The sequence below is a fragment of the Streptomyces sp. NPDC048436 genome (assembly GCF_043200355.1).
GTDB lineage: Bacteria > Actinomycetota > Actinomycetes > Streptomycetales > Streptomycetaceae > Streptomyces.
This window is the reverse complement of record NZ_JBICXP010000003.1, coordinates 863,539-884,279: the sequence shown is the minus strand read 5'-3', so window position 1 is coordinate 884,279 and position 20,741 is coordinate 863,539. Positions and strand designations below refer to the sequence as shown.

13 protein-coding genes and 2 pseudogenes are annotated in these 20,741 nt (G+C 67.9%); 11 read left to right on the top strand and 4 right to left on the bottom strand.

The window, feature by feature from the left end; genetic code table 11:
• Nucleotides 1–612 precede the first annotated feature (612 nt).
• A pseudogene (locus tag ACGFX9_RS14830) lies at nt 613–829 on the top strand (transposase); the annotation flags it as partial.
• A gap of 62 nt (nt 830–891) precedes the next feature.
• Here the strand turns inward: ACGFX9_RS14830 and ACGFX9_RS14825 are convergent.
• The 3 genes from ACGFX9_RS14825 to ACGFX9_RS14815 form a co-directional block, all read right to left on the bottom strand.
• The gene (locus tag ACGFX9_RS14825; protein ID WP_393470373.1) at nt 892–1,263 is read right to left on the bottom strand and encodes a hypothetical protein; all 372 of its coding nucleotides are present in this window, start codon (nt 1,261–1,263) and stop codon (nt 892–894) included.
• A 474-nt stretch (nt 1,264–1,737) separates the two neighbouring features.
• Nucleotides 1,738–2,211, bottom strand: a complete 474-nt coding sequence (locus tag ACGFX9_RS14820) for a transposase family protein (RefSeq protein ID WP_393470550.1) — start codon at nt 2,209–2,211, stop codon at nt 1,738–1,740.
• Nucleotides 2,124–2,345, bottom strand: coding sequence for a hypothetical protein (locus ACGFX9_RS14815; RefSeq protein WP_393470371.1), 222 nt, complete (start codon nt 2,343–2,345; stop codon nt 2,124–2,126). The genes ACGFX9_RS14820 and ACGFX9_RS14815 overlap by 88 nt, the downstream gene beginning before the upstream one ends.
• 85 nt (nt 2,346–2,430) lie before the next feature.
• On the opposite strand from ACGFX9_RS14815, the gene ACGFX9_RS14810 reads away from it, so the two are divergent.
• From ACGFX9_RS14810 to ACGFX9_RS14775, 8 genes and pseudogenes are all read left to right on the top strand, one after another.
• Entirely contained in the window at nt 2,431–2,679 is a 249-nt protein-coding gene (locus ACGFX9_RS14810; RefSeq protein WP_393470368.1) for an integrase, read from the top strand.
• 179 nt (nt 2,680–2,858) lie between these two features.
• Nucleotides 2,859–3,494: an integrase core domain-containing protein gene (locus ACGFX9_RS14805; protein ID WP_393470366.1), complete on the top strand. Its 636-nt coding sequence runs from the start codon at nt 2,859–2,861 to the stop codon at nt 3,492–3,494.
• A 472-nt stretch (nt 3,495–3,966) separates the two neighbouring features.
• Nucleotides 3,967–4,917, top strand: a complete 951-nt coding sequence (locus tag ACGFX9_RS14800) for an endonuclease/exonuclease/phosphatase family protein (protein WP_393470363.1) — start codon at nt 3,967–3,969, stop codon at nt 4,915–4,917.
• A 61-nt stretch (nt 4,918–4,978) separates the two neighbouring features.
• Nucleotides 4,979–5,796 (top strand): annotated as a pseudogene (locus ACGFX9_RS14795) (IS5 family transposase).
• A gap of 130 nt (nt 5,797–5,926) precedes the next feature.
• Nucleotides 5,927–6,637, top strand: coding sequence for an RHS repeat-associated core domain-containing protein (locus tag ACGFX9_RS14790; RefSeq protein WP_393470546.1), 711 nt, complete (start codon nt 5,927–5,929; stop codon nt 6,635–6,637).
• A 78-nt stretch (nt 6,638–6,715) separates the two neighbouring features.
• The gene (locus ACGFX9_RS14785) at nt 6,716–7,228 is read left to right on the top strand and encodes a DNA/RNA non-specific endonuclease (RefSeq protein ID WP_393470359.1); all 513 of its coding nucleotides are present in this window, start codon (nt 6,716–6,718) and stop codon (nt 7,226–7,228) included.
• Nucleotides 7,229–7,233: 5 nt separating this feature from the next.
• Complete coding sequence (locus tag ACGFX9_RS14780) at nt 7,234–7,608, top strand: SMI1/KNR4 family protein (RefSeq protein WP_393470356.1); 375 nt, start codon at nt 7,234–7,236, stop codon at nt 7,606–7,608.
• 294 nt (nt 7,609–7,902) lie between these two features.
• Nucleotides 7,903–8,919 (top strand): hypothetical protein, encoded by a 1,017-nt coding sequence (locus tag ACGFX9_RS14775; RefSeq protein ID WP_393470353.1) that lies wholly within the window; start codon nt 7,903–7,905, stop codon nt 8,917–8,919.
• A gap of 1,857 nt (nt 8,920–10,776) precedes the next feature.
• On the opposite strand, the gene ACGFX9_RS14770 is transcribed toward ACGFX9_RS14775, so the two are convergent.
• On the bottom strand, nt 10,777–14,931 hold the full coding sequence (locus tag ACGFX9_RS14770; protein ID WP_393470350.1) for a hypothetical protein: 4,155 nt from the start codon (nt 14,929–14,931) through the stop codon (nt 10,777–10,779).
• Between the two features lie 306 nt (nt 14,932–15,237).
• On the opposite strand from ACGFX9_RS14770, the gene ACGFX9_RS14765 reads away from it, so the two are divergent.
• A complete protein-coding gene (locus ACGFX9_RS14765; protein WP_393470347.1) occupies nt 15,238–19,221 on the top strand; it encodes a DEAD/DEAH box helicase in 3,984 nt (1,327 codons plus the stop codon).
• Between the two features lie 260 nt (nt 19,222–19,481).
• Nucleotides 19,482–20,576 carry an integrase core domain-containing protein gene (locus ACGFX9_RS14760; protein ID WP_393470344.1) on the top strand — a complete coding sequence of 365 codons (1,095 nt, stop codon included), beginning with the start codon at nt 19,482–19,484 and terminating at the stop codon, nt 20,574–20,576.
• The last annotated feature ends 165 nt before the right edge of the window (nt 20,577–20,741 follow it).

Sequence of the window (20,741 nt, the reverse complement as noted above, 5' to 3'; positions counted from 1 at the left end):
CTCGCGGCTCATCGGGGCGGGTTGGATGCGCAGCTTGAGCACAAGGTCCTCCACGAGGTGGGGCGCGGGGCCCGGCCGGGCGGGGTCTGGGCCTGACCGGGCCCTACGCGCACGGGTGCTGGGTACGGGTCAGACCTTGAGGCTGTCGTACTCGTGGTTGGTGTCCGAGGAGCCTGCTTCCTTCAGGCCCGTCACGCATGAGGAAGCGGGCCTGACTCCGGCCACGTCCGCCGAGGGCTCTCAACCCCTCGACAATGTTGAGGAGTTGATTGACCTGGGAAGGGCGGACATGGATCCCTCTCGCCGCGGCGTTCTCGCTGCCGGTGTATTCGCCGCAGCGCTGGCCGTGCCTGCCTTCGGCACGGTGGCAGCGCACGCCGGCGAGCCGGCCTCACCGGGCAAGGCCACGACGCGCATCGGTGGCTCGCAGGTCGTCTCAGTGAGCCTCCGCCAACTTGAAGTCGCAGGTCAAAGGGCTTGTGTGATGCTCCTTCGGGGTGCTCGTGCTGGTCGTGGGCGGCAGTCTGCAGAGTAGATCGTCCGTCAGTGGTTGACGCACAACGCGGTGGCCTTGTCCCGGGATGGCGTGTAACCGGGGGATCAAGCGGCGGCGCCCGACTCACCCCGGCCCGCGCCCGCCGCGGGTTCAGGAACATCCGCCCCCCACTTGCTCTGCCCGGCCCGTGCACCCAAACCCTCAACTCCCGGCCCTGGACGCCCACCTGGCTCGAAGAACCGACGCCCCGCCACCCGTTACGATGTGGGCAAATCGACCAAGCGCCCAGAAAACATCGCGGAACGTAATCAACTTAGAGCTCACAAACCATAAAAGACTCAGCTCAGCCCCGTTGCTGTGCAACGGGGCTGAGCTGCTTCTGAACGAAACTCAGGTCACAGCACGGCGATAAAGAACGCGTTGGCCATCCCGCCGCCGGAGTGGTTGTAGGTTCCGACGGTGATGCCCTTGCCGCCCGCACAGTTGCCCGGGATGACCCGGAGGGTGGAGCCTGGGGTATCGCGGGGGGTGGCGGTGATGATGGCTCTGGACAGATCGACGTCGGGGTTTTCGATCTCGACGCAGTAGACGTGGCTCGAGGCGGTCACCGACTTGACGCCCTTGGAGTGCACGACCGAGCCGTCGGCGTTGACCAGGGCGCCGGCCTGCGCGTATGGAGCCTGGGAGCTGCTGGCATCCGGAGCCGCCATGGCCACCCCTGCCAGTGCTGTCGTCGCCACTGCGAGCCCTGCGCCGGTCAGTGCCATGACACGTGTCCTTTTGGCCTTGAACATGCAGTTTCCCTTCGCTTGAATGGCCGCTGCCTCCCCGGCGGCGGCACAAACAAAGCTATTGGCACGCTTTGCCCTGATTGCCGACTTGTCGCGGCAAACCACCAGTTGGAAGGATGCTGAAGCTCATGGATGAGCAACCTGTTCTGTCAGCGCACGCCGGGTGAACCTGACCGTCCTCGCACGCCGATGACACAGTCGGCGACGCATCGGCCGGCCTTCGAGAGCAGGTACTCAAGGCCGCCGACCAAAAACAGCTACGGCTACGACGCGGTGACCGCGGCCGCGACATTCAAGGCCATTGACACCCAAGGACGGCTCCCCGTGCACCGGAGCAGGGCCGCCGCTGGCACAGTCCTTCCCGACTGCGGCGCATTCGTCGGCTCGGTGCAAACACCGTAGAAACGGAGACCGAACCGACGGCCCTCAGTCTCTGGAGCAGATCGTTTGTCAGCAGTTGATTTCGAGGTTGGTCAGGACAAGCAGGGCGCGCAGGAGTTGGGGGGCGCGGGAGGGGTCGGTGCGGAGTTTGGTGAGGGTCCGCCAGTTCTTGAGGTGGGCGAAGCCGTGTTCGACCGGTGCGCGTCCGGTGGCGAGGACTCGGTTGGCGGTCTTCTGGCCGGGGGTGAGTCTGTGGGTGCGGGTGGCTGTGAAGCCGGTGACGATCACGGGGTCCCGGATGTCGTTGTCCAGGCCGCGAAAGCCGAGATCTGCGAGGGCGCCGAGTCCGGTGGCGCGCAGGTGGGCCGGGATGTGGTCGTGGCGGGCGGCGGTGTTGTCGTGGGTGTGGTCGGGACGGGCGGCAGATATCCAGATCAGGCGACCGTTTTCGTCGGTCAGGGCGAGGAAGTGCAGGCCGTGATGGCGGCGTTTGCCGGAGTAGTTCCGCCGGTCGGCCTTTCCGGTGCGGCGCTGGGTGTGGATGAGGGTCCGTCGATCAGGACCACCTCCCCGCCGCCCTTGGCAATCTTCTTCAGGCCGCGGTCCAGGCGCGGTGCCTGGGCGGCGAGCAGGATGATCAGCTCGTCCCGCCAGCGGCGGACGGTGGACTCGGACACGTTGTTGCCTGTGGGTGCCCGAAACTCAGCTATCCCTGCTGACCTGGCCTTGCGGTCAGGGCCAGGCATGGCGAGACCCTGGGGCATGGCTCTGCGACTGCTGTACCTGGCCTTCCTGAAGATCTCGGGATGGATGGCGTTACTTGCGCGATCGAAGGCTTCCAAGAACGCGGAGATCCTCGTACTGCGGCACCAACTCGCCGTCCTCCGCCGCCAGGTCGCCCGGCCACAACCCTTATGGGCGGACCGGGCAGTGATCGCGGCACTGGCCGGGCTGCGGCCCAAGGCCCTTCGAGGGCACCTGTTCGTCACTCCGGGCACGGTGCTGCGCTGACACTCCGACCTGGTCGAACGCCGCTGGACCTACAAACGCCGAAGTCCCGGCCGTCCGCCGACCCGGCCCACCGTACGGGCGCTGGTGCTGCGCATGGTCGCGGAGCACCCGCACTGGGGATACCGCAGAATCGCCGGCGAACTCGCCGGCCTGGGCCGCCCAGTCGGCGCCTCCACGGTGTGGGCGACCTCAAGAGAGCCGGGATCGACCCGGCGCCACGACGCTCGGGCACGACGTGGGCCCAGTTCCTCCGCACCCAAGCTTCCGGGATCATCGCGGTGGACCTGCTCCATGTCGACACCGTGCTGCTGAGGCGCCTGTACTGCATGGTGGCTATGGAGATCTCCACCCGTCGGGTCCATCTCCTTGGCGTCACTGCCCACCCGACCGGCAACTGGGCGGTGCAACAGGCCCGTGACCTCCTCATGGCGTTGGACGACCGCGTCGACCAGGTGAAGTTCCTGCTGCGGGACAGGGATCCGAAGTTCACCGATGCCTTCGATGCCGTCCTCGCGTCCGAAGGCATCAGGGTATTGCTCACCTCAGTCCAAGCCCCGAGGGCGAACGCATACGTCGAGCGCTGGATCGACGGTTGCCGCCGAGAACTCCCCGACCAGATGCTGATCGTCAACGACCGGCATCTGCGACACGTGTTGGCCGCGTACGAGAAGCACTTCAATACCCATCGCCCACACCGCGCCCTCAGCCAAGCAGCACCGCTGCGCCCGCTCCCCGATCCAGTGGACCCGGACGGAAAGATCATCCGCCGTGATCTACTCGGTGAAGTGATCCACGAATACACGCAGGTCGTATAGAGCGGCCGATAGAGCGGCCGAGTATCGGGCACCCACAGGGTCAAACCACGACTGAACGTCGCGGCTGACGCGCCGGTCAGATCACCACGCACTCCGCGTAGGGCTGTCCGAGAGCTGCCAGGCTGCCCTACCGGGCAGTCCGGAGCACAACAACTCGCTGCACTCCGCGCGGCTGCCAGGGCCCGGCAACATACCGGCAGCCCGTCGCGGCCCCCAGGAATCGCTGCTCGGTCGCGTGTTTGCGGTGGCTGCGCTTTTCTGTGTCCCGGCCCAGCTTGTTCAGACAGGTTGCGTTGAGGTTTCGACTGTCACAGCCCGGCAACAGGCCCCTCGCCGGGTCCGGAAACCGGGTTTAGGTCTCCGGTCACTGGCAAGAGGCGCCGGACAGGGGCCGTTACGGGCAATTTCCTCGCCCCGGTTCCTCCCCCCACAACTGCCGGTTCCTCCGGCGTGCGACAGAAGAGAGCACCACGTGAGCAAGAGCGTGAAGCACACGGACGCCCCCAAGAACGTGCGGACCAAACGGCGCCTCGCCCTCGGTCTGACTGGTGGCATAGCGGCGCTGGCCGTGGGAGCCACCGCGATGGCAGCCACCGGCGGAGGTGCGACGGACGGGGATTCGGCCCCGCGGTCGAAGTCCCTGAAGGTGATGAGTCTGAACACCTGGCACGGCGGCGCCAAGGTCTCGGACGGGGTCAACAAGATCACAAAGCAGGCCAAGGCTTCCGGCGCCGACGTCGTCGCCCTCCAGGAATCCTCCAGCCCCGTGGCCAAGAAGATCGCGGACAAACTGGGATGGAAGTACCACACGGCCAGCGGCTCGGACGTCGATCTCGTCAGCAGGAAGCCGATCGAAAAGACCGACTGGTTCTCGAAGGAGTCCTCCGGCGCGAAGGCGATCGCCGCGAAGATCCAGGGTGTCTGGGTGTACTCGATACACCTCGACTACACGAAGTACGGCCCGTACAACGCCTGCTTCGACAAGGACAGCTACCAGAAGATCTACGCGGACGAGGCGAGCCGCAAGGCGCAGGCCCGGGCCATTGCGAAGTGGACCGGCTCGGCGCCTGCGATCGTCGCGGGCGACTTCAACTCGCCGTCCCACCTGGACTGGACCAAGACGACCAAGGTCAAGCACTGCAACTCGGCGGTCAAGTGGCCGGCGACCAAGGCTTTCGCGGACAAGGGGTTCAAGGACTCCTACCGTGAACTGCACCCCAACCCCGCAACGGTGCCCGGGAACACCTGGTCACCCGTAACCAAGAAGAACAGCGACTACGACAACAAGCCGGAGCCGCAGGACCGCATCGACTTCATCCTCCACAAGGGCGGCTCGCTGAAGCCCACCACATCCAACGTCTACGGAGGAGGCTCCGACTGGCCCTCCGATCACCTGGCCGTCCTCACCACCTTCACCCTCTGACTGCTTCTAACAAAAGCGATTCATCATGTGACTTTTGGGGTGTCGGCTCGTTGGTCTGGTTGTGGCGAAGCGTCAGTCGCGACCGTGGATCGTGTCGGATGAACTGTGGTCGCTTATCGAGCCGTTGCTGCCCGAGCCGGGGCCGAAGCTGGTGCAGGGCAGACCTCGGGTGCCGGACCGCCAGGCACTGTGCGGGATCTTGTTCGTGCTGCACACCGGCATCCAATGGGAGTATCTGCCGCAGGAGTTGGGCTTCGGCTCGGGCATGACCTGCTGGCGGCGGCTTGCCGCCTGGAACGACGCCGGTGTCTGGGACCGGCTGCACGTCGTGCTGTTGGAGAAGCTGCGCTCGAAGAATCAGCTGGACTGGTCGCGGGCGGTGATCGATTCGTCCCATGTGCGGGCGGCTCGGCGGGGCCCAAAAGCGGGCCCAGCCCGGTCGACCGCGCACGGCCGGGCAGCAAGCACCACGTCATCGTCGACGGCCAGGGCATCCCGCTCGCGGTCACGCTGACCGGCGGCAACCGCAACGATGTCACCCAGCTCCTGCCCCTGCTCGACAAGATCCCGGCAGTGGCGGGCCTGGTCGGCAGACCTCGCCGACGGCCCGATGCCCTTTTGGCCGACGGGGGTTACGACCACGACAAGTACCGGCGCCTGCTCTGGCAGCTCGGAATCCGCCCCGTGATCGCGAAACGAGGCGAGCCGCACGGCACTGGCCTGGGCATTTTCCGTTACGTCGTCGAGCGCACCATCGCCTGGCTCCACGGTTTTCGCCGCCTGCGCATCCGCTGGGAACGACGCGACGACATCCACGAAGCATCCCTCGGAATCGCCGTCTGCCTGATCACCCACCGCCACGTCCAACGCCTTTGTTAGAACCAGTTACACCTACGACTCCCTCGACCGCGTCCAGACGCGCGGCCAAACGTCCTTCACCTACGACGGAGGCTCCAACAACCTCGCCACCGACGGCACCAGCGCCTACAACCGCGCCCCGGACGGAACCCTGCTGTCCTCGTCCACCGGCACAACCAAGCAGTGGGCACTGACCGACCAACACACCGACCTCGTCGCAGGTCTCACCCCCGACGGCAAGCAGGTCAGCAGCTCCACCGCGTACGACCCCTTCGGCACTGAGACCGCCACAGACGGCACCACCCCTGCCATCGGCTACCAGTCCGGCTGGACCGATCCCGACAGCGGTGACGTAAACATGGCCGCCCGCTGGTACCAGCCCGGCGCTGGCTCCTTCAACTCACGGGACACCTGGCTGCTCGACGCGCAGCCCTCGGTGAGGGGAAACCGGTACGCCTACGCCTACGACGGCCCGCTCAACGGGACCGATCCCACCGGGCACGATGGCTGGGATGTACTGGGGTGGGCCATCTCGGTCGCCAAGAAGAAGCCTGACCCGATCGGCGTCTTCTGGAACACATGGACCATGGGCCACGACAGCATCGGAGATGATTCCTGCACGGGTCGTTACGGAATGGACTGCGACGAGTACTTCAACCGTCCCAAGCGACGCAGCGGCCCCTCCAACGGCTACTCGACGACATGGGGATATAGCTCCTCCTACACCCTCGGATACATCAACTACGGCTCCGGAGGCGGCTACTACGCAGGCGGAAGTGGATACTACGCGGGCGGCGGGGCGCGTTATGCCAGCAACGGCACATATGTTCGTCCGACGAAGCCCCCCGAAGCCGCCGATTGACCAGAACCCCAACAACGGCCCTCACCCGGCTGCTGCCCCCGCTCGCCCCGCACTCAAGGCAATCTGGAGTTCGGCTACGTGGACGACAGGCCAAGGTGTCAGCACGACCGTCACAGCGCAGGCCATGCTGAACTTGGCGGGCGTTGCTCTCTTTACTCCAACGGTCTGCTCGATAGCAGCGACTACAACAAGGGACGCAAGGCGGCAGGAACAAACACCAACCAATCGACTCAGCCGCCTGGCATGCGTGAGATCGCATCTCAGGGCCACGTGCCAGCCAACGGGCATCTCATCCCCGCGGCGGCATCCGGGTCGGGGATTGATTTGCGGAACTTGGTCGCGGAGTACGGCAAAACGAACACTCCCTATCTCAATCACGGTGTGGAGAAGGAGATCAGGGTTGCCGTCAAGTCTGGCAAGCACTTGGCGATCTCGGTGATCCCGCACTACGGGAACCGTGACTCCGGCATCCCCACCGAAATTGAGTACAACTACGGGACTGTTGAGGATGGCAAGATGAAGCATTGTGTGATCAAGCAATCACCCACCGGTGGCACCACCCGAGGCAGTGCAGACTGCCCGCAGAGGTGATGGCGATGGCGGAAGATTACTTGGGACGTGTACATGGCATGCTCGGCGCGTCGCCTAAGCGGTATGAGGGCGCGGCGGCCTGGCACACACTTGAGGACGATCTCGGAGTGAGCCTGCCGGCAGACTTCAAGGAGCTCGTCGATGACTATGCACCGATCCAGATCAACGGCCATCTGTGGTTGCATCATCCGGCGACCGAACCCTGGAACCTTGGAGAGTGGATCCGGAGCACATCCGAAGATTGGTCGCAGATTGACTGGGACTGGGCCGAGGCTGAAGGCGACCCCCGCAGCTCTCTTGGTATCCCCGAGTTGCTCTTCGGAACCGCGCAGGGGCTGATCCCGATCACCTCCACGGACCGGGGTGAGACGGTCTTCTAAGCTCCTCGGGGGGCGATGGGGAAGGGTGCGCTCTTCATCGAGGACGGCGATGGTGAATTCTTTGAATACGCGATGGGGTTCGCGGAGTGGCTCTACCGCTGGCTCATCGGTGAGGACATGGCAGGCCCTGGAACTTCGGCCTTTTATCCTGGCCCTGTAGCTCTGCAGGACTTGCCCATGGCTCCGGATCAACGGCCTGTGACACGGCATGGACCAGATCGCGGAATGTGAGCCTGATTTCACCGCCGGCAGCAGATGTCGCAAAGCCTCGGGGCAGCGAGACCGCCCAAGGACATGGCCGCATCGCCGGCGGCGTCCGTTCCAAAACCGGTCCTGACGACGTCGGAGGCGGAGCGCGTCTTCGAGCAGTACGGCCGAGTGAACGCCTCCGCGGACGCTTCCCTGGACATTTCGGCTATCCGCGAGGTGCAGACGGGAGTGCTACTGAGGGAGTCGCGGACCGTGTACCGACTCCACCGCAAGGCGGGGGCCCACGACAAGGCCGTCCGCTCCGCTCGGCCGCGGTTCGTCATTCCGGCCGTGCAGCCTGGCACTGGTTACCCACGCTTCTTCGTCGTGCTCAGCAAACGGAAGGGAGATGAAAAGGACCGCGCCTCGCAGCTCCGCTACTTCGTCCAAAAGAGGCCTCACGGCCCGTGGCGGGCAACCGCCGCCACGTGGGCACTCACCGAGCCCCTCGGAAAGCCGCCGGCCTCGGACCCCTCACCCGTCCCGACCTCGACAGCCAAGGACGGCTCGGTCCACATCTCGTTCCGGCCGAAACAGCTCCCCGATTTCCGCCGCAGCGCCGCCGGTGGCGTTCAGCTGTCGACCACAGCCGCCGCCGACCGTGCGATCTGCGACGCGTTCGCCGACTTCCTCAGCTTCTCCCCTCCGCACGGCCACAGCAACGACAACCGCTTCGCCAAGGGACCGTTCACCACCGGTCTGGTCAGCTTCTACAACCACGGGGCGGACAAGAACTTCGCCAGCACTCTCTCCTCCAGGAAAGTCGGTACTCCTCTCCCGGTGTTCCGTCTTACCAACGGGAGCGCCCTCGTAGGCTGCACCCTCGAGCAGACCTACCGTGTGGCCGGGACCGGCCCCGACGACACGGTCGCATACGACGAAGGCTCGGATATTGATCTGGCTCTGGCCGACGACGGCAGAGACTGGCACAGCGTCGAGGTCGTCAGCAGCATGACCGTACTGATCGAAGTGCCGCCCGCAGAAGCGTCCCCGGCGACTGTCCTCGCCTCCGATGGCTACGACCCCTCGCTGCTTTCGGCGTCCGGGGTCGGCGTCGGCTGACACGGCCGCGCCCCACGTTGTCCCGCACACCTCGGCAAGTCCCAGCTATCTCGCTCGCCAATCTCTCCGTCAATGAACTCACGAGTGACGTCGAGGTGACCGATGTGGCGTGCGTACTCCTGGTACGCGTTGCGAAGGGTCGTGCACATCATGGACGCCACCCCGACACCCATCCGGGACCGCACGGCCGCCGAGAAGCCGAAGAACTACCGCTACTCACAGACCTTCAAACTTCCCGCCCCACGCTCGACAACATCATCACCACCGCCCCACCGAGGTCACCGAACGCGCAAGACGCGATGGCTCCCGCCTGGTAAGGGGCCTCCAGCGCCTCCCCAATAAGGCCGGACACCAGTTCGTCGGCCGACAAAAAGCAGGGCACAAGCAGCCGCCGCGGTCCGCCCAGCGCGCCGACACACCGCGAGCAGAGACCGCGAGCAACGAACCGACACCACCGTCCACCACCCGCCCGCCCCGAACCGCTCCCACCTACCCCCACCCGCGTTCAACATCTCGATGCATCCCGCAACATCCACCACCCAAAAGCCACATACCGCCCACACGAAATCGGAACTGGGGTCAAGGATTCGCATGACCCCACACCCCGGGTTCCAGATATAGGGACGCCGCTCCCGACCCCACTCCCACTGGGAGCGCACACGACCAGCAGCAAGAGCGGAAGCGCATAACCGAAAGAGCACCCGATCGATGGGAGCCGCAGGTCACAAACCGGGCGTGGATGTGAACGCGCGCAAGGAATCGAATATGTGCGCATCGGCGCGCGGGGGAGCAAACCGACAAGGGGACAGTGGGACCCTGCTCCCACTCGCCCGCTCCCACCGGGGAGCATGGGAGCAACAGAAAAAGGGCCGTTCGAAAACGGCCCTTCATCTGCGACGTTCGATAGTTCGAAATAGTCGGGACGACAGGATTTGAACCTGCGACCCCTTGACCCCCAGCGGTGCGGTCGCTCCCGCCCAAGGACTCGAAGGTCATAGCCCGCTGTAGAGGGACTTCTGCAGGAATCACAATGTAACTTGCGGAACTACACACCTTAGCGGCGCAGTTGGATGCTCTTGAACGCAACTCGAAGCCGCTTACGAAAGTACGCGTCCGCTCGAGGCGTCAATTCACCTCTCCGGCAATGCGATCGCCAGAGCAGGCCAGCCCTTGGCACACGTTCACGTCCGTTGCGCGTCCCCAATCTCCCTTGCACACGGCTCGCGGCATCACGCCTCATGCTGACTGTCGAGCGTCGGCGACGACGTTGAGACTCCGATCGCCCGGACAGCCCTTGTCGGTTCGAACCCCAGCGTTCCTCTAGAGCATCAGCTGCGGGAACCGCCCCAGCAGCAGACCATCCCGGCCCGTCGCGGGCCGGGACCGGCCCCTCAGACTGAACGCCCTGTCACTCGCTCCAGGCCGACCGATCCCGGTTTGCGGCCCCGCGGCGATCGGCGCGTCAGTCCAAAGCGGGACCACGCCTGCCACTGCGGTGGCCAGCAGGCTCGGATGGTTCGAATGATGGCCTGCCTCACCCAACGAGCGAGGGCCGTGACGCCCACTCGACTACTAGCGCAGATCCGGTGAAAGGTTGTCACGGGAGGCGGTACGGAAGAACTCCAGCCTCCCCGTATCCGCCTCAACTTCCTCCAGCACCCAAAAGGCGTAAGCCTCCGCGTCAACATCACGACCGGAGGCGATCTCTTCATACAGAAGCCCGGAACCCCCGCGAACGACATCTCGACGCCGATCCGCGATTTCGTCCTGCTCTCCTGCTCTCCGAGCCGCGATCGCCATCATCAGCTCACGTCGATACTCCCAATCGGCTGACCGAACTCAGTCTGAAGCGATCAGTTAGCCGCGCCCCGGCCTCGGCTGTGCGTGCTCCGCCCAGGCTCGGGCGAACCGTTCGTGAACGGGGATCGGGACGGCGAGGGCTGCGGGGTCGTCTGCCGGGGCGGGCGGCGCGGGGCGGGGGGCTTTCGCGGCAGTGAGCTCCTTGCGTACGGCGCGATGGTGATCCAGGGTCCAGGTGTTCCAGCGGCGGATGGTGCGGTCGGCCGGGCGGTCGAGGGCGTGCAGTTGGAGGTGGAGGGCCGCCGCGTCGCGGCCTACGCCTAGAGCCGCCATTGCCTCGTCCACCAGGGCCGGGGTGCTGAACAGCGGGTTGGTCTCGTACTGGCCCGGCGGGACCGGGGTGGCGGCGGACCGGTCCGCCAGTCGGCGCAGGGCGGTGCGGAGTTCGGCGGGGGCGCCCGTGAGCCGGTCGATGAGAGCGCGGGCGCCTGCCGTGGCCGGGTCGCCGATCGGGCGTTCGGTGAGTGCCCAGGTGGCGGCGGTTGCGGCGGCCCGCACTCCGTCGGCGTCCAGGGGCTCCGGGGCTCGGCCGGTGAGCAGCGCGGTGGCCCAGGTTTCGGGGAGGCCGTGGTCTGCGGCGAGGGCGGCGGCGTGGCTGCCGTCGTCGGTGTAGGGGCCGGTATCAAGGAGTCCGGCCCAGGCGGCGGCCATCCGGTCCGCGGCGGCGGTCATGCCGCCGGGTGCCCACAGTTCGGCCGGGTCCGCGGGCAGGCCTGCCGCGAGCACAACGCGCCGGCCGACCGGGCCTAGCCGCCCCTGGATCTCGGCGTAGGCCCAGACGGCGTTCCGATCCGCCTTGTACGGCTTGGTGCGCAGCAGCTTGCGGTGCTCGTCGTAGTTGTCTCTGCCGGGGAACCCGTCGAGGACCAGGGCAGCGATCGGGCGCGGCACGCCGGTGCGCCAGTGGAACAGGTCCACCGCCTCCTCGGGCACCGGCAGCGGGCCGTGCTTGGCGAGCAGGGCCAGCAGGCGGGGCAGCCGGGTGGTGTCGTCGCCGGTAATGGTGTGGGTCTCGCACTCCTCGGCGTCGGCGGGCGCCGGGTCGGCAGCGCGGTGGAGGAAGGGAGCGAGGCCGCCGCGGACCGGGCCGGAGGCTATCAGGGCGCCGCCGGCGCGGAGTTCGGCGATCCGCTGCTCGGGGGCGCGGCCGGTCCGCCAGGAGCTGTCGGCCTCGGCGAACGGCTGTCGGCTCCACACATCGAGCAGGGCGGTCAGGGCCTGCCGTTCCTTGTCGGGGGTGGCGGCGGTGGCGGCACGCCAGGCAACTGCGTCGATCCACCCGGTCAGCACCGCCCACTCGGGCGGGGTGGCAGGCAGGGCGAGCACCCGGACTTCGTCCTCGATCTCACCGCGCAGGTGCCGGCCATCGGCGGCGACCGACGTGAGGAGCGCGGGCTGCAACTGCGGCGGCTGCACCTCGAAGGGCCGCAGTTGGGGCAGCAGGCCGCGCAGGGCGGGGGTGAGGCGGGTGTCGGGTGCCGGGTCGGGCAGGTCGACGACCGGCCCGGACCGCATGATGGCGACCCGGTGGGACAGTTCCCGGCGACGGCGCAGTACGTCGGCGGCGAGCCGGGCGGCGCGGTCGACGCCGGCCCCCACTCGCAGGTCGGTCACGCCGGGCAGGGGGTTGGGGGCGTCGTTGCCGATCCCGGTGCCGGGGTGCAGCAGCCGGCGCATGTCGTTGTCGGTAACGGCCCGCAGGGCTTTGGAGGATGCCTCGTCACGGGGTGTGAGGAAGTGCCAATAGGCGGGCGGCGGCATCGGCCCGGCCTGCTCGCCGAGGGTGGCGCGTACCGGGGAGCGGTCACGGCTGCCCGGGAAGCCCTGGACCTGCCAGAGCAGGGAGTTGTCCTCGGCGGCGTGGCTGCGGATGGTGATCTCGCCGGCCAGGACGGCGTCCTCCCCGCCGAGCGGCAGGGCGAGGATGCCCCAGGGGCGGCGGCCCCAGGTGCGGCTGCGGTAGGAGGCGGTGCGCCCGTCGATGGATTCCAGCACGAATTCGCGGGGTGAGGGCCCGTCATGCGGCGTGCGGTAGTGGACCCGGCAGCCGGTGAGTCGCCCGTCCTGCCCCAGCGGAGAGGGCGGGGCGCCTGGTGGCAGCGCGGCGAGGATCCGGTGGTCGGGGAAGGGCTCGGTTCCGGGTGGTGTATCGGTGGGACGGTGGAATGCGGGCAGGGTGCGGTCGTCGGTGGGGGCGCCCGTGTCCGGGTCGAAGCGGGCCCAGCCATCGCCATGTTCGCCGAATACCTCGGAGCTCCAGAGGGCCTGGCCGTCGTACATCTGGTAGTCGTGGTGGCCGATGCCCTCGTGGCCACCGGCGCGCAGGATGCGTTCGCCGTCGAAGCGCCCACCGCCGTCGGGGGTTTCGAACTGATAGCCGATGCCGCCTTGGATGCTGCCGCTGTAGGGGGCCAGCCCGAACGTCTCCTCCGGTGCAAAGGTCTCACCGACCCGGTCGGACCAGTAGGCGTTTTGGGGCCGCAAGTCGTCCTCGGCCTCATCCCACGCGACGAGGAACCGGCCGCCTACCCAGTGCACGGTGTGGGAACGGGAGGCGTCGGGCAGCTCCAGAATGTGATCGCCGCGGCGGCCGGCGTGGTCAATCGCGATGGCGCGCGCCTCCCCGTACAAGGTGAGCACCGGCCAGGTGCAGGTGACGTGCACGGTCTCGTCCGGCCGGAACTCGGCCAGGGCCTGCTCCAGGGCGGGCCAGCCCAGCTCCTCGGGCAGTCCGGCGCGCAGGGTGCGGGCCAGCGGGCCGGTGAGGTCGAGGGCGTCGAGGGCTTCCTCGATGCCGTCCAGGGCGATGGCGGTGGGCCGGTCGAGGAGGTCCCGTAGTTCGTCGACGGCTTCGTCGGCGGCGGCGAGGCCTCCCCCGCGCAGGGCGTCGAGCAGCTTCTCGACCCGGGCGTGCACCTCGGCGGCAACGCCGGGGTTGTGGGGGAGTCGGCTGATGGCGGTGCCGGTGCGGGGCCCGGCGGTGGCACCGATGCCTGAGCGGAGCCCGGCGTGCACGGTGCCCTCCAGACGGGGCCCAAACACCGGGTCGGCGGCGAGCGCCTTGAGGTCCCGCTGCGAGCGCTCGTCCCAGAACTGCATGGGGATGGCGGCGCCTGGATCCTGGACGGGTATGCCCTCGGCGAGGCAGAGGTCGAGCAGGTCCGCGTCCAGGTGCGTCCATCGGTAGCGGTCCTCGTGCAGTTGGAGCGGGGTGCCGGCTGCCCGCAGCAGCGGTGCAAACCGGCTCACCAGGTCGAGGAGTTCGGTCGGCATGGGCTGGCTGGTCACCCCGCCGCCGGCGACACGGTGGTGCGAGTAGCCGGCACAGTAGCGGCGCAGCCAGTCGCCGAGGCCGCCCTCGGGAGCGATCCGGGCCGCCGCTGCGGCGTCGGCGGCACCACAGCTGATGAGCAGCCGCAGCCAGGCAGCCGCGTTGTTCTTCGACTCGGGGAACAGGTCAAGCAGCCCGGTGGCCTGGTCGTCCGTCGGCGGGTGCGCGGCGAGCGGTCCGGCGGCGGCGGCGAACAGCCGGTCGGGTACGGCCTTACCTCGGGCTGCGGCCAGCAGCCTGCCCAGCACTCGGGCCTCCTCCTCGGTGCCGAGGCCGGCGGCGCGGGCCGATTCGCCGACCCGGCGGGCCAGGTCGGCGGGGAGCTCGCCGGGCGACGCCGCCCAGGTGGCCAGCAGACCGGCGAACTCGCGATGCGCGTCACCGGGTTCGAGGATTTCGGCCAGCCAGGTGCGGTGACCACTGAGTTCGATGGCGGGCAGGGCGCCGAACCGGGCGAACAGCAGTACATTCGCCCGCCGCCAGTCGGGGTCGACGTGCAGCCGGTGATCGCGTTCGGCGGCCCGCGCCTGGCCGTAGGCGCGGGCGGCCGAGCGGCGGTGCGTCTCCAACAGCCAGTGGCCGATGGTGTCCCAGAACCAGGGCAGATGGGCCGTCGGCAGACCTCGGGCCAAGCTCTCCATATCGTCCACGAACCGGCCGGGCTTCTCCCAGGCCCGCCCCCGCTTACTGTCGGCGTCGTCGAGCACCGCGCGCGCGGCGGGCTCGGCACCCGGATCCCGGGTGCGCGCCCATTCGGCGTAGGTCTCGGAGATGCGGTGGTTGGCCGGAAGCGGGACGGGAGTGCCGGTGCAGCTGGTCATGTCCCCGATCGTGCCAGTTGGTACTGACAGGGCGGCCGTGACCCCGCTTTGAACGCAGAGTCCGCCGACCGGCTCTGCCCGACCGCAAGTGCGCAAGCCCGTATGCCTGTTGCATGACGACGAGGGTCCCAGGCCTGTATAGGCGCTGTTCTGTCGGCCCCGGAAGTCGATCAGTTACCGGTTTCAAGCTCCGCAGCGGCCCGATGTCGACAACAGCTGATCACGCTCTCGCAGACGCCACTATGCTGGCCAACCCGAGGGACGTGACGGGTTGCCACATCCTGAGCGGTGCTGAGCGGGGGCGGCGTGAGGCAAGCGGATCAGCAGCGCCGACTCGCTGCGGGGAACACTCCAGAACCGGCGGTCGTCGCTCAGCGTCGCTCACAAGGGCTGCGGCAGGCCGACATCCTGCGGTACTGGCGTGCGGTGGAGTACTTCAGCCCTCCGAGCGTCGAACGGGTGAACGCGGATCGGGACGTCTTCCCCGTGCGTGACGGTAGGCCGCTGCCGTGGGAGGACGATGGTCCGCTGTCCTCCCGCAGCTGCCGTCCCCGGTGCGTGTGGCAGCACACGGTCTACGCCGGTGTCTTCGACATCTCTCGGATGCGCGACGTCCTGCTGGACGCCTTCCGTGCCCCGGAGCAGGAGACGGACTTCGACAGCCGGGTCTCGGGCCACAGCGCACTGTTGAGCTTCTCCGTCAATCAGGACGGTCAGCTGATCAAGGACAGTGCCGTCCTCTCCTCATGTGCCTGGGCGGTCAGCCGCACCCTCGGCCCCGGCCCGCAGGACGACAGTTGGCTGGAGGGGTTCGACGGCACGGCGAAGTCCGTGCTCGCCGTGGTCTTCGAAGCGGCGGACGGTCGTATCCCGGTCGATCGCATCCGGCTCCCGGCGCAAGGCGCAGCCCCGATCGATTCCCCCCGAGGCGGCCTTCCGGAGGCATCCCACGACTCCGAAGGTCCGGGACATCCGGTAGCCGGGCTGTTGTCGACATTGGCGGTCGGCGCGGCCAAGGCCGGCATCGAAGGCATCAGCGCTGCCGCAGCGACCGCTTTAGGGCTCGGCCCAGTCGCCGGCGCTATGGCCGCCAAGGTCATCAACGAGGCGGGCAACGCTCTGCTGGACACCGTCCGAACCCACGCCGCGGCTCCCGCAGATACCGACGCAGCGGCGGAGAGCACGACGGGGTCAGGCGGCCCGGAGAATGCGGACATGCCCGCCGAGCAGCAGACGTCCGAGAGTCTTGGGCATGAAGCGTCGCACGAACCGCCCCCGGATCTCGGTACGAAGGTGCTCGACATCCACGACCTTGTCGCCGTCACACGATGGATCACCAAGCGACTGGGCGTCGGGGAGGCTCTGCACCCGGACGCGATCCGGGTCAAGAGTCAGCAGGTCGGCGAGGGCCGCGCGGATGAGGCCGCCGGTGACGCCATCATGAACAGTTTCTACGCCGACGATCTCGCCAAGGTCACCGACGCGGCGACGAACGGCGCTGTCGGCGAGGCCCTGGTGCACTACCTCACCCCTGGCCAAGCCATCGACACCACCGCCCGGACGGACGTACGCACCGACCTGGCCGACGTCCGGACAGGCATCCACCCTGAGTTGGTACCGCCCGGCCGCTGGCCGGCCGAACCGGACCAGCCGCTCGCCGTGAGCCAGCAGTTCGCCGTCAACCAGATCATGCGGCAGCTCGGCGCGTCAGAGGCCGCCGGGATCTATGCGGTCAACGGGCCGCCGGGCACCGGCAAGACGACGATGCTGCGTGACCTCGTCGCCGCTATCGTGGTCCGCCGAGCGGAACGCCTCGCCGAACTCGACCGGCCTGACAAGGCGTTCGAGAAACAGCCGAAGACCTGGCAGACCGAGCCCGTCGCCGGGAAGCCCTACAAGCTCCGGTTGCGACCGCTCGTGTCCCGACTGACCGGCTTCGAGATCCTCCTGGCCTCCTCCAACAACGGCGCCGTCCAGAACGTGACCCTGGAGATCCCCGCTGCCAAGGCCGTGGGTCCCAGCTGGCGCGAGGAAGCGGACTATCTGTCCGGTCCCGCTGGCCTGCTGCTCGACCCCACCCCCGCCTGGGGTGCGATCGCCGCCTGCCTGGGGAAGCGGAAACTCCGCCACGACTTCGTGGAGGACTTCTGGTGGCACAAGCCTCCACGCGCACGGCAGGCCGCCGCGCCTACGCCCTCATTCGCGACCCAGAGCCTTGAGCCCGGCCAGGACCGGAAACCCGTAGCGGACTCCAGTGGTCTGCGTGAACTGCTCACCCAACAGGCAGAGGCACTCACAGCAGCTAGCCGTCCGGGTCACGATGCCCCAGCACCGCCGCTCGGCGACAATGACTGGGCCGCGGCCGTCACCCAGTTCCGGACAGCGCAGGCCAAGGTGCGCTCCCTGGCGCGCGAGCGTGCCCGCGTCGCTGAGATGGCCGAACGGCTCGCCACACATGACCCCGTCCTCGACGATCTACATGACGGCGCTGCCGCGGCTCGCCGCCTCCTCCACGGGCTGGAAGACCTGCACGCCCGACAAACAGAAGGCCAGTTGACGGCACGTGCCCGCCTCGACGAGCACCGAGGCGACGTCGCAGCGGCCGAAACGGCACGCCACAACAGTGACGTGCTCGTGCGACGGGCCTCCGACGCGGTCGCCGTCGCGGAGTGCGTCGTGCGCGATCACGACCGTCATCACCAGCGCCCCGGCCGTCTACGGCGCTGGTTCCAACGCGACGCCGTTGAGCGCTGGCGCGACCGCCGTCATCCCCTCGTTCAGCAGCAGGAGGCAGCCGACCTTGGCCTGTTCCAGGCTGAGGCGGAGCGCCGGCGCCTCGACGATGCCCTATACACCGCCCAGCTCCACCACCACCGCCTCAACACAGCATTGCGCACTGCACAGCAGGAGCTCGCCGCGACCACAAGCCGGCTTGCCTCGGCTCGCCGTGCACTGTCCGCAAGCGAGCAGGACATCGCCGTACACCAGCGGCACATCGCACAGCAGCGGCGGCAGGTGGAGGAGGCGAGGACACGCTGGGGCGCCGCCTTCCCCGGCCAATGTTGGCAGGCGGCTCCGGACGACCGGGCCGCCATGGAGGAACGTGAGCTGTCCGCACCGTGGATGGACCCCGAGTTCGCATCCGCCCGCACCCGCCTCTTCCTCGCCGCGCTGGATCTGCACCGAGCGGTCCTGGCCTGCGAGCCCCGGCTGGTACGGGAGAACTTGAGGGCCGCCATGGACGTGGTCAAGGGAGCAGCGCCGCCCGGGCTGCCCGCCGCGACCGTACTGGCCGCTTGGCAGATGCTCTTCCTGATCGTCCCGGTCGTCTCCACCACCTTCGCTTCCCTGGGCCGGATGTTCGGCGAGCTGGGCCAAGAGGCTCTGGGCTGGCTGTTCATCGACGAAGCGGGGCAGGCATCGCCCCAGCAGGCGGTCGGTGCGCTTTGGCGCAGCAAGCGCGCCGTCGTCGTCGGCGACCCCCTCCAGCTCGAACCGGTCGTCACCCTCCCCTGGACCGGCCAGAAGCGCCTGTGCCGGCACTTCGGCGTCGATGAACAGTGGGCTCCCGCGGCCGGGTCCGTGCAGAGCCTTGCCGACCGTGTCACCCCGTACGGCACCTGGCTGAGCGCGCCGGACTCCAGCCCCGTCTGGTTGGGGTCACCGCTGCGTGTCCACCGCCGCTGCGACCGGCTCATGTTCGAGGTCAGCAACGAGATCGCGTACGACGGCATGATGGTCTACGGGGTCGGCGGCCGGGAGGCGGAGTACGAACTGCTTCACCGCAGCCTCTGGTTGCACGTCCCGGCCAAACCGTCCGGCGGCAAGTGGAACCCCGAGGAGGGCCGCTTCCTCGAGCGCACTCTCGACCTGATCGAACAGCGTATTCAGGAGGTCGGCACCGCCCCGGATGCGGAGGGCACCGGCCGTTCACCGCGGGATCGACTCGAGGAGTCCGTGTTCGTGGTGAGCCCGTTCCGCGACGTGGCCAGTGCCCTGCACCGGGTGACCTCCAACCGGTTGTCGGCCGGCCGTGTCGGCACCGTGCACACCACCCAAGGCAAGGAGGCCGATGTCGTCGTCCTGGTCCTGGGAACGGCCTGTGACGCGAACGGCTCGCGCGCGTGGGCTGCCAGCAGCCCCAACCTCCTCAATGTCGCAGTAACTCGTGCCCGCCGCCGTCTCGTTGTCATCGGCGACCGTACCGTCTGGTCCCGCCACCGCTATTTCTCCACCCTCGCCGACCACTCCCTCCAACAGCACACCAACGCCCGGGAGTGGCGGGAGTGAGGGAAAGCACCAGAGCACGATGGGCGTGGCCAGATCGGGAAACACTGGGAGTTGAGGATGCGTGAGCAGGTTCTGGACGGCAGGTACCGGCTCGTTGCGAGACTCGGATCCGGAGGCATTGGCGAGGGACTCTCGGCTTGACCGGGATGTCGCTGTCAAGCTCCTGCACAGCCGCGAGCCGCTGCACGGCTCTGCGCCTGCCGAAAATGTCATCCATACAGCTCAGGAGCCTGTTCGTTGGTGCGGCAGGATGAGCGCTTGTGTTGCTCCGTCTCGCCTACCTGACCGTCACCAACCTGTTCGCCGCCCTGCGGTTGCTGCCGATGAGCGACCGCGACAAGGACGCGGAGATCCTCGCCCTGCGCCACCAGCTCACCGTCCTTGAGCGCCAGCTCGGTGCGGTCCGGGTGAGGTTCGCTCCGGAGGACCGGGCGCTGCTTGCCGCTCTGCTGGTACCCCTGTCGCGCCAAGCCCTGCGCCGGTTACGGCTACTGGTCCGACCCGATACCCTGCTGCGCTGGCACCGCGACCTGATCAAGCGACGCCACGCCCGCACATGCCGGCCGAAGAAGCCCGGTCGACCACCCACGGTCCGCTCGATCCGCACGCTGATCCTGCGCCTGGTCCGTGAGAACCCATCGTGGGGCTACCGCCGGGTGCACGGCGAACTCGCCAACCTCGGCATCGAGATCGCTGCCTCCACAGTCTGGGAAATCCTCACGTGCGAGGGCATCGACCCAGCGCCCGACCGGGCCGCCACCACCTGGACCGACTTTCTGCGCTCCCAGGCCAACGCTCTCCTGGCCTGCGACTTCATCGAGGCCATCACCCTGACCGGCAGGCGCCAGTACATCCTCGCGGTCATCGAGCACGCCACCCGCCGCGTCCGGATCTTCGGCACCACCGCACACCCCACCGCAGCTTGGGTGACCCAGGCCGCCCGAAACCTGGCCATGGACCTGGCAGACACCAAAGCCAGCGTCGCGTACCTGATCAGGGACCGGGAAGCGAAGTACCCCGACCTCTTCGACGAGATCCTGAGCAACGCCGGCATCCAGGTCGTTCTCACCGGCGTCCGGATCCCGCGCATGAACGCCCATATGGAGCGCTGGGTCCAGACCTGTCGCCACGAGCTGCTGGACCGCACGCTCATCTGGAATGAGCGCCATCTGCGCTACGCGCTCCGCCAGTTCAAGCTGCACTACAACCTCCATCGCCCCCACCAAGCGATCCATCAGGCAGCGCCTCTGCGCGCCGCCCCCGAACCGCTCCCCCGCGCACAAATCTCACACCTCGACGTACGCCGAAGAGACCGCCTCGGCGGAATCCTGAACGAATACCGACACGTAGCCTGAGCTGCACAGATGGGGTTTTCGGCAGGCGCAAGGTCAGCAGCTCGGCCTGGCCGGCCCGGGGCATCACGACCAGGTCGATATCCACGACCGCCGTATCGGCACGGTTGTCGGCGCCGGTGACGTCGCCGACAACGGTGGCGGTCAGGTCGCGCGCTACCTCAACGG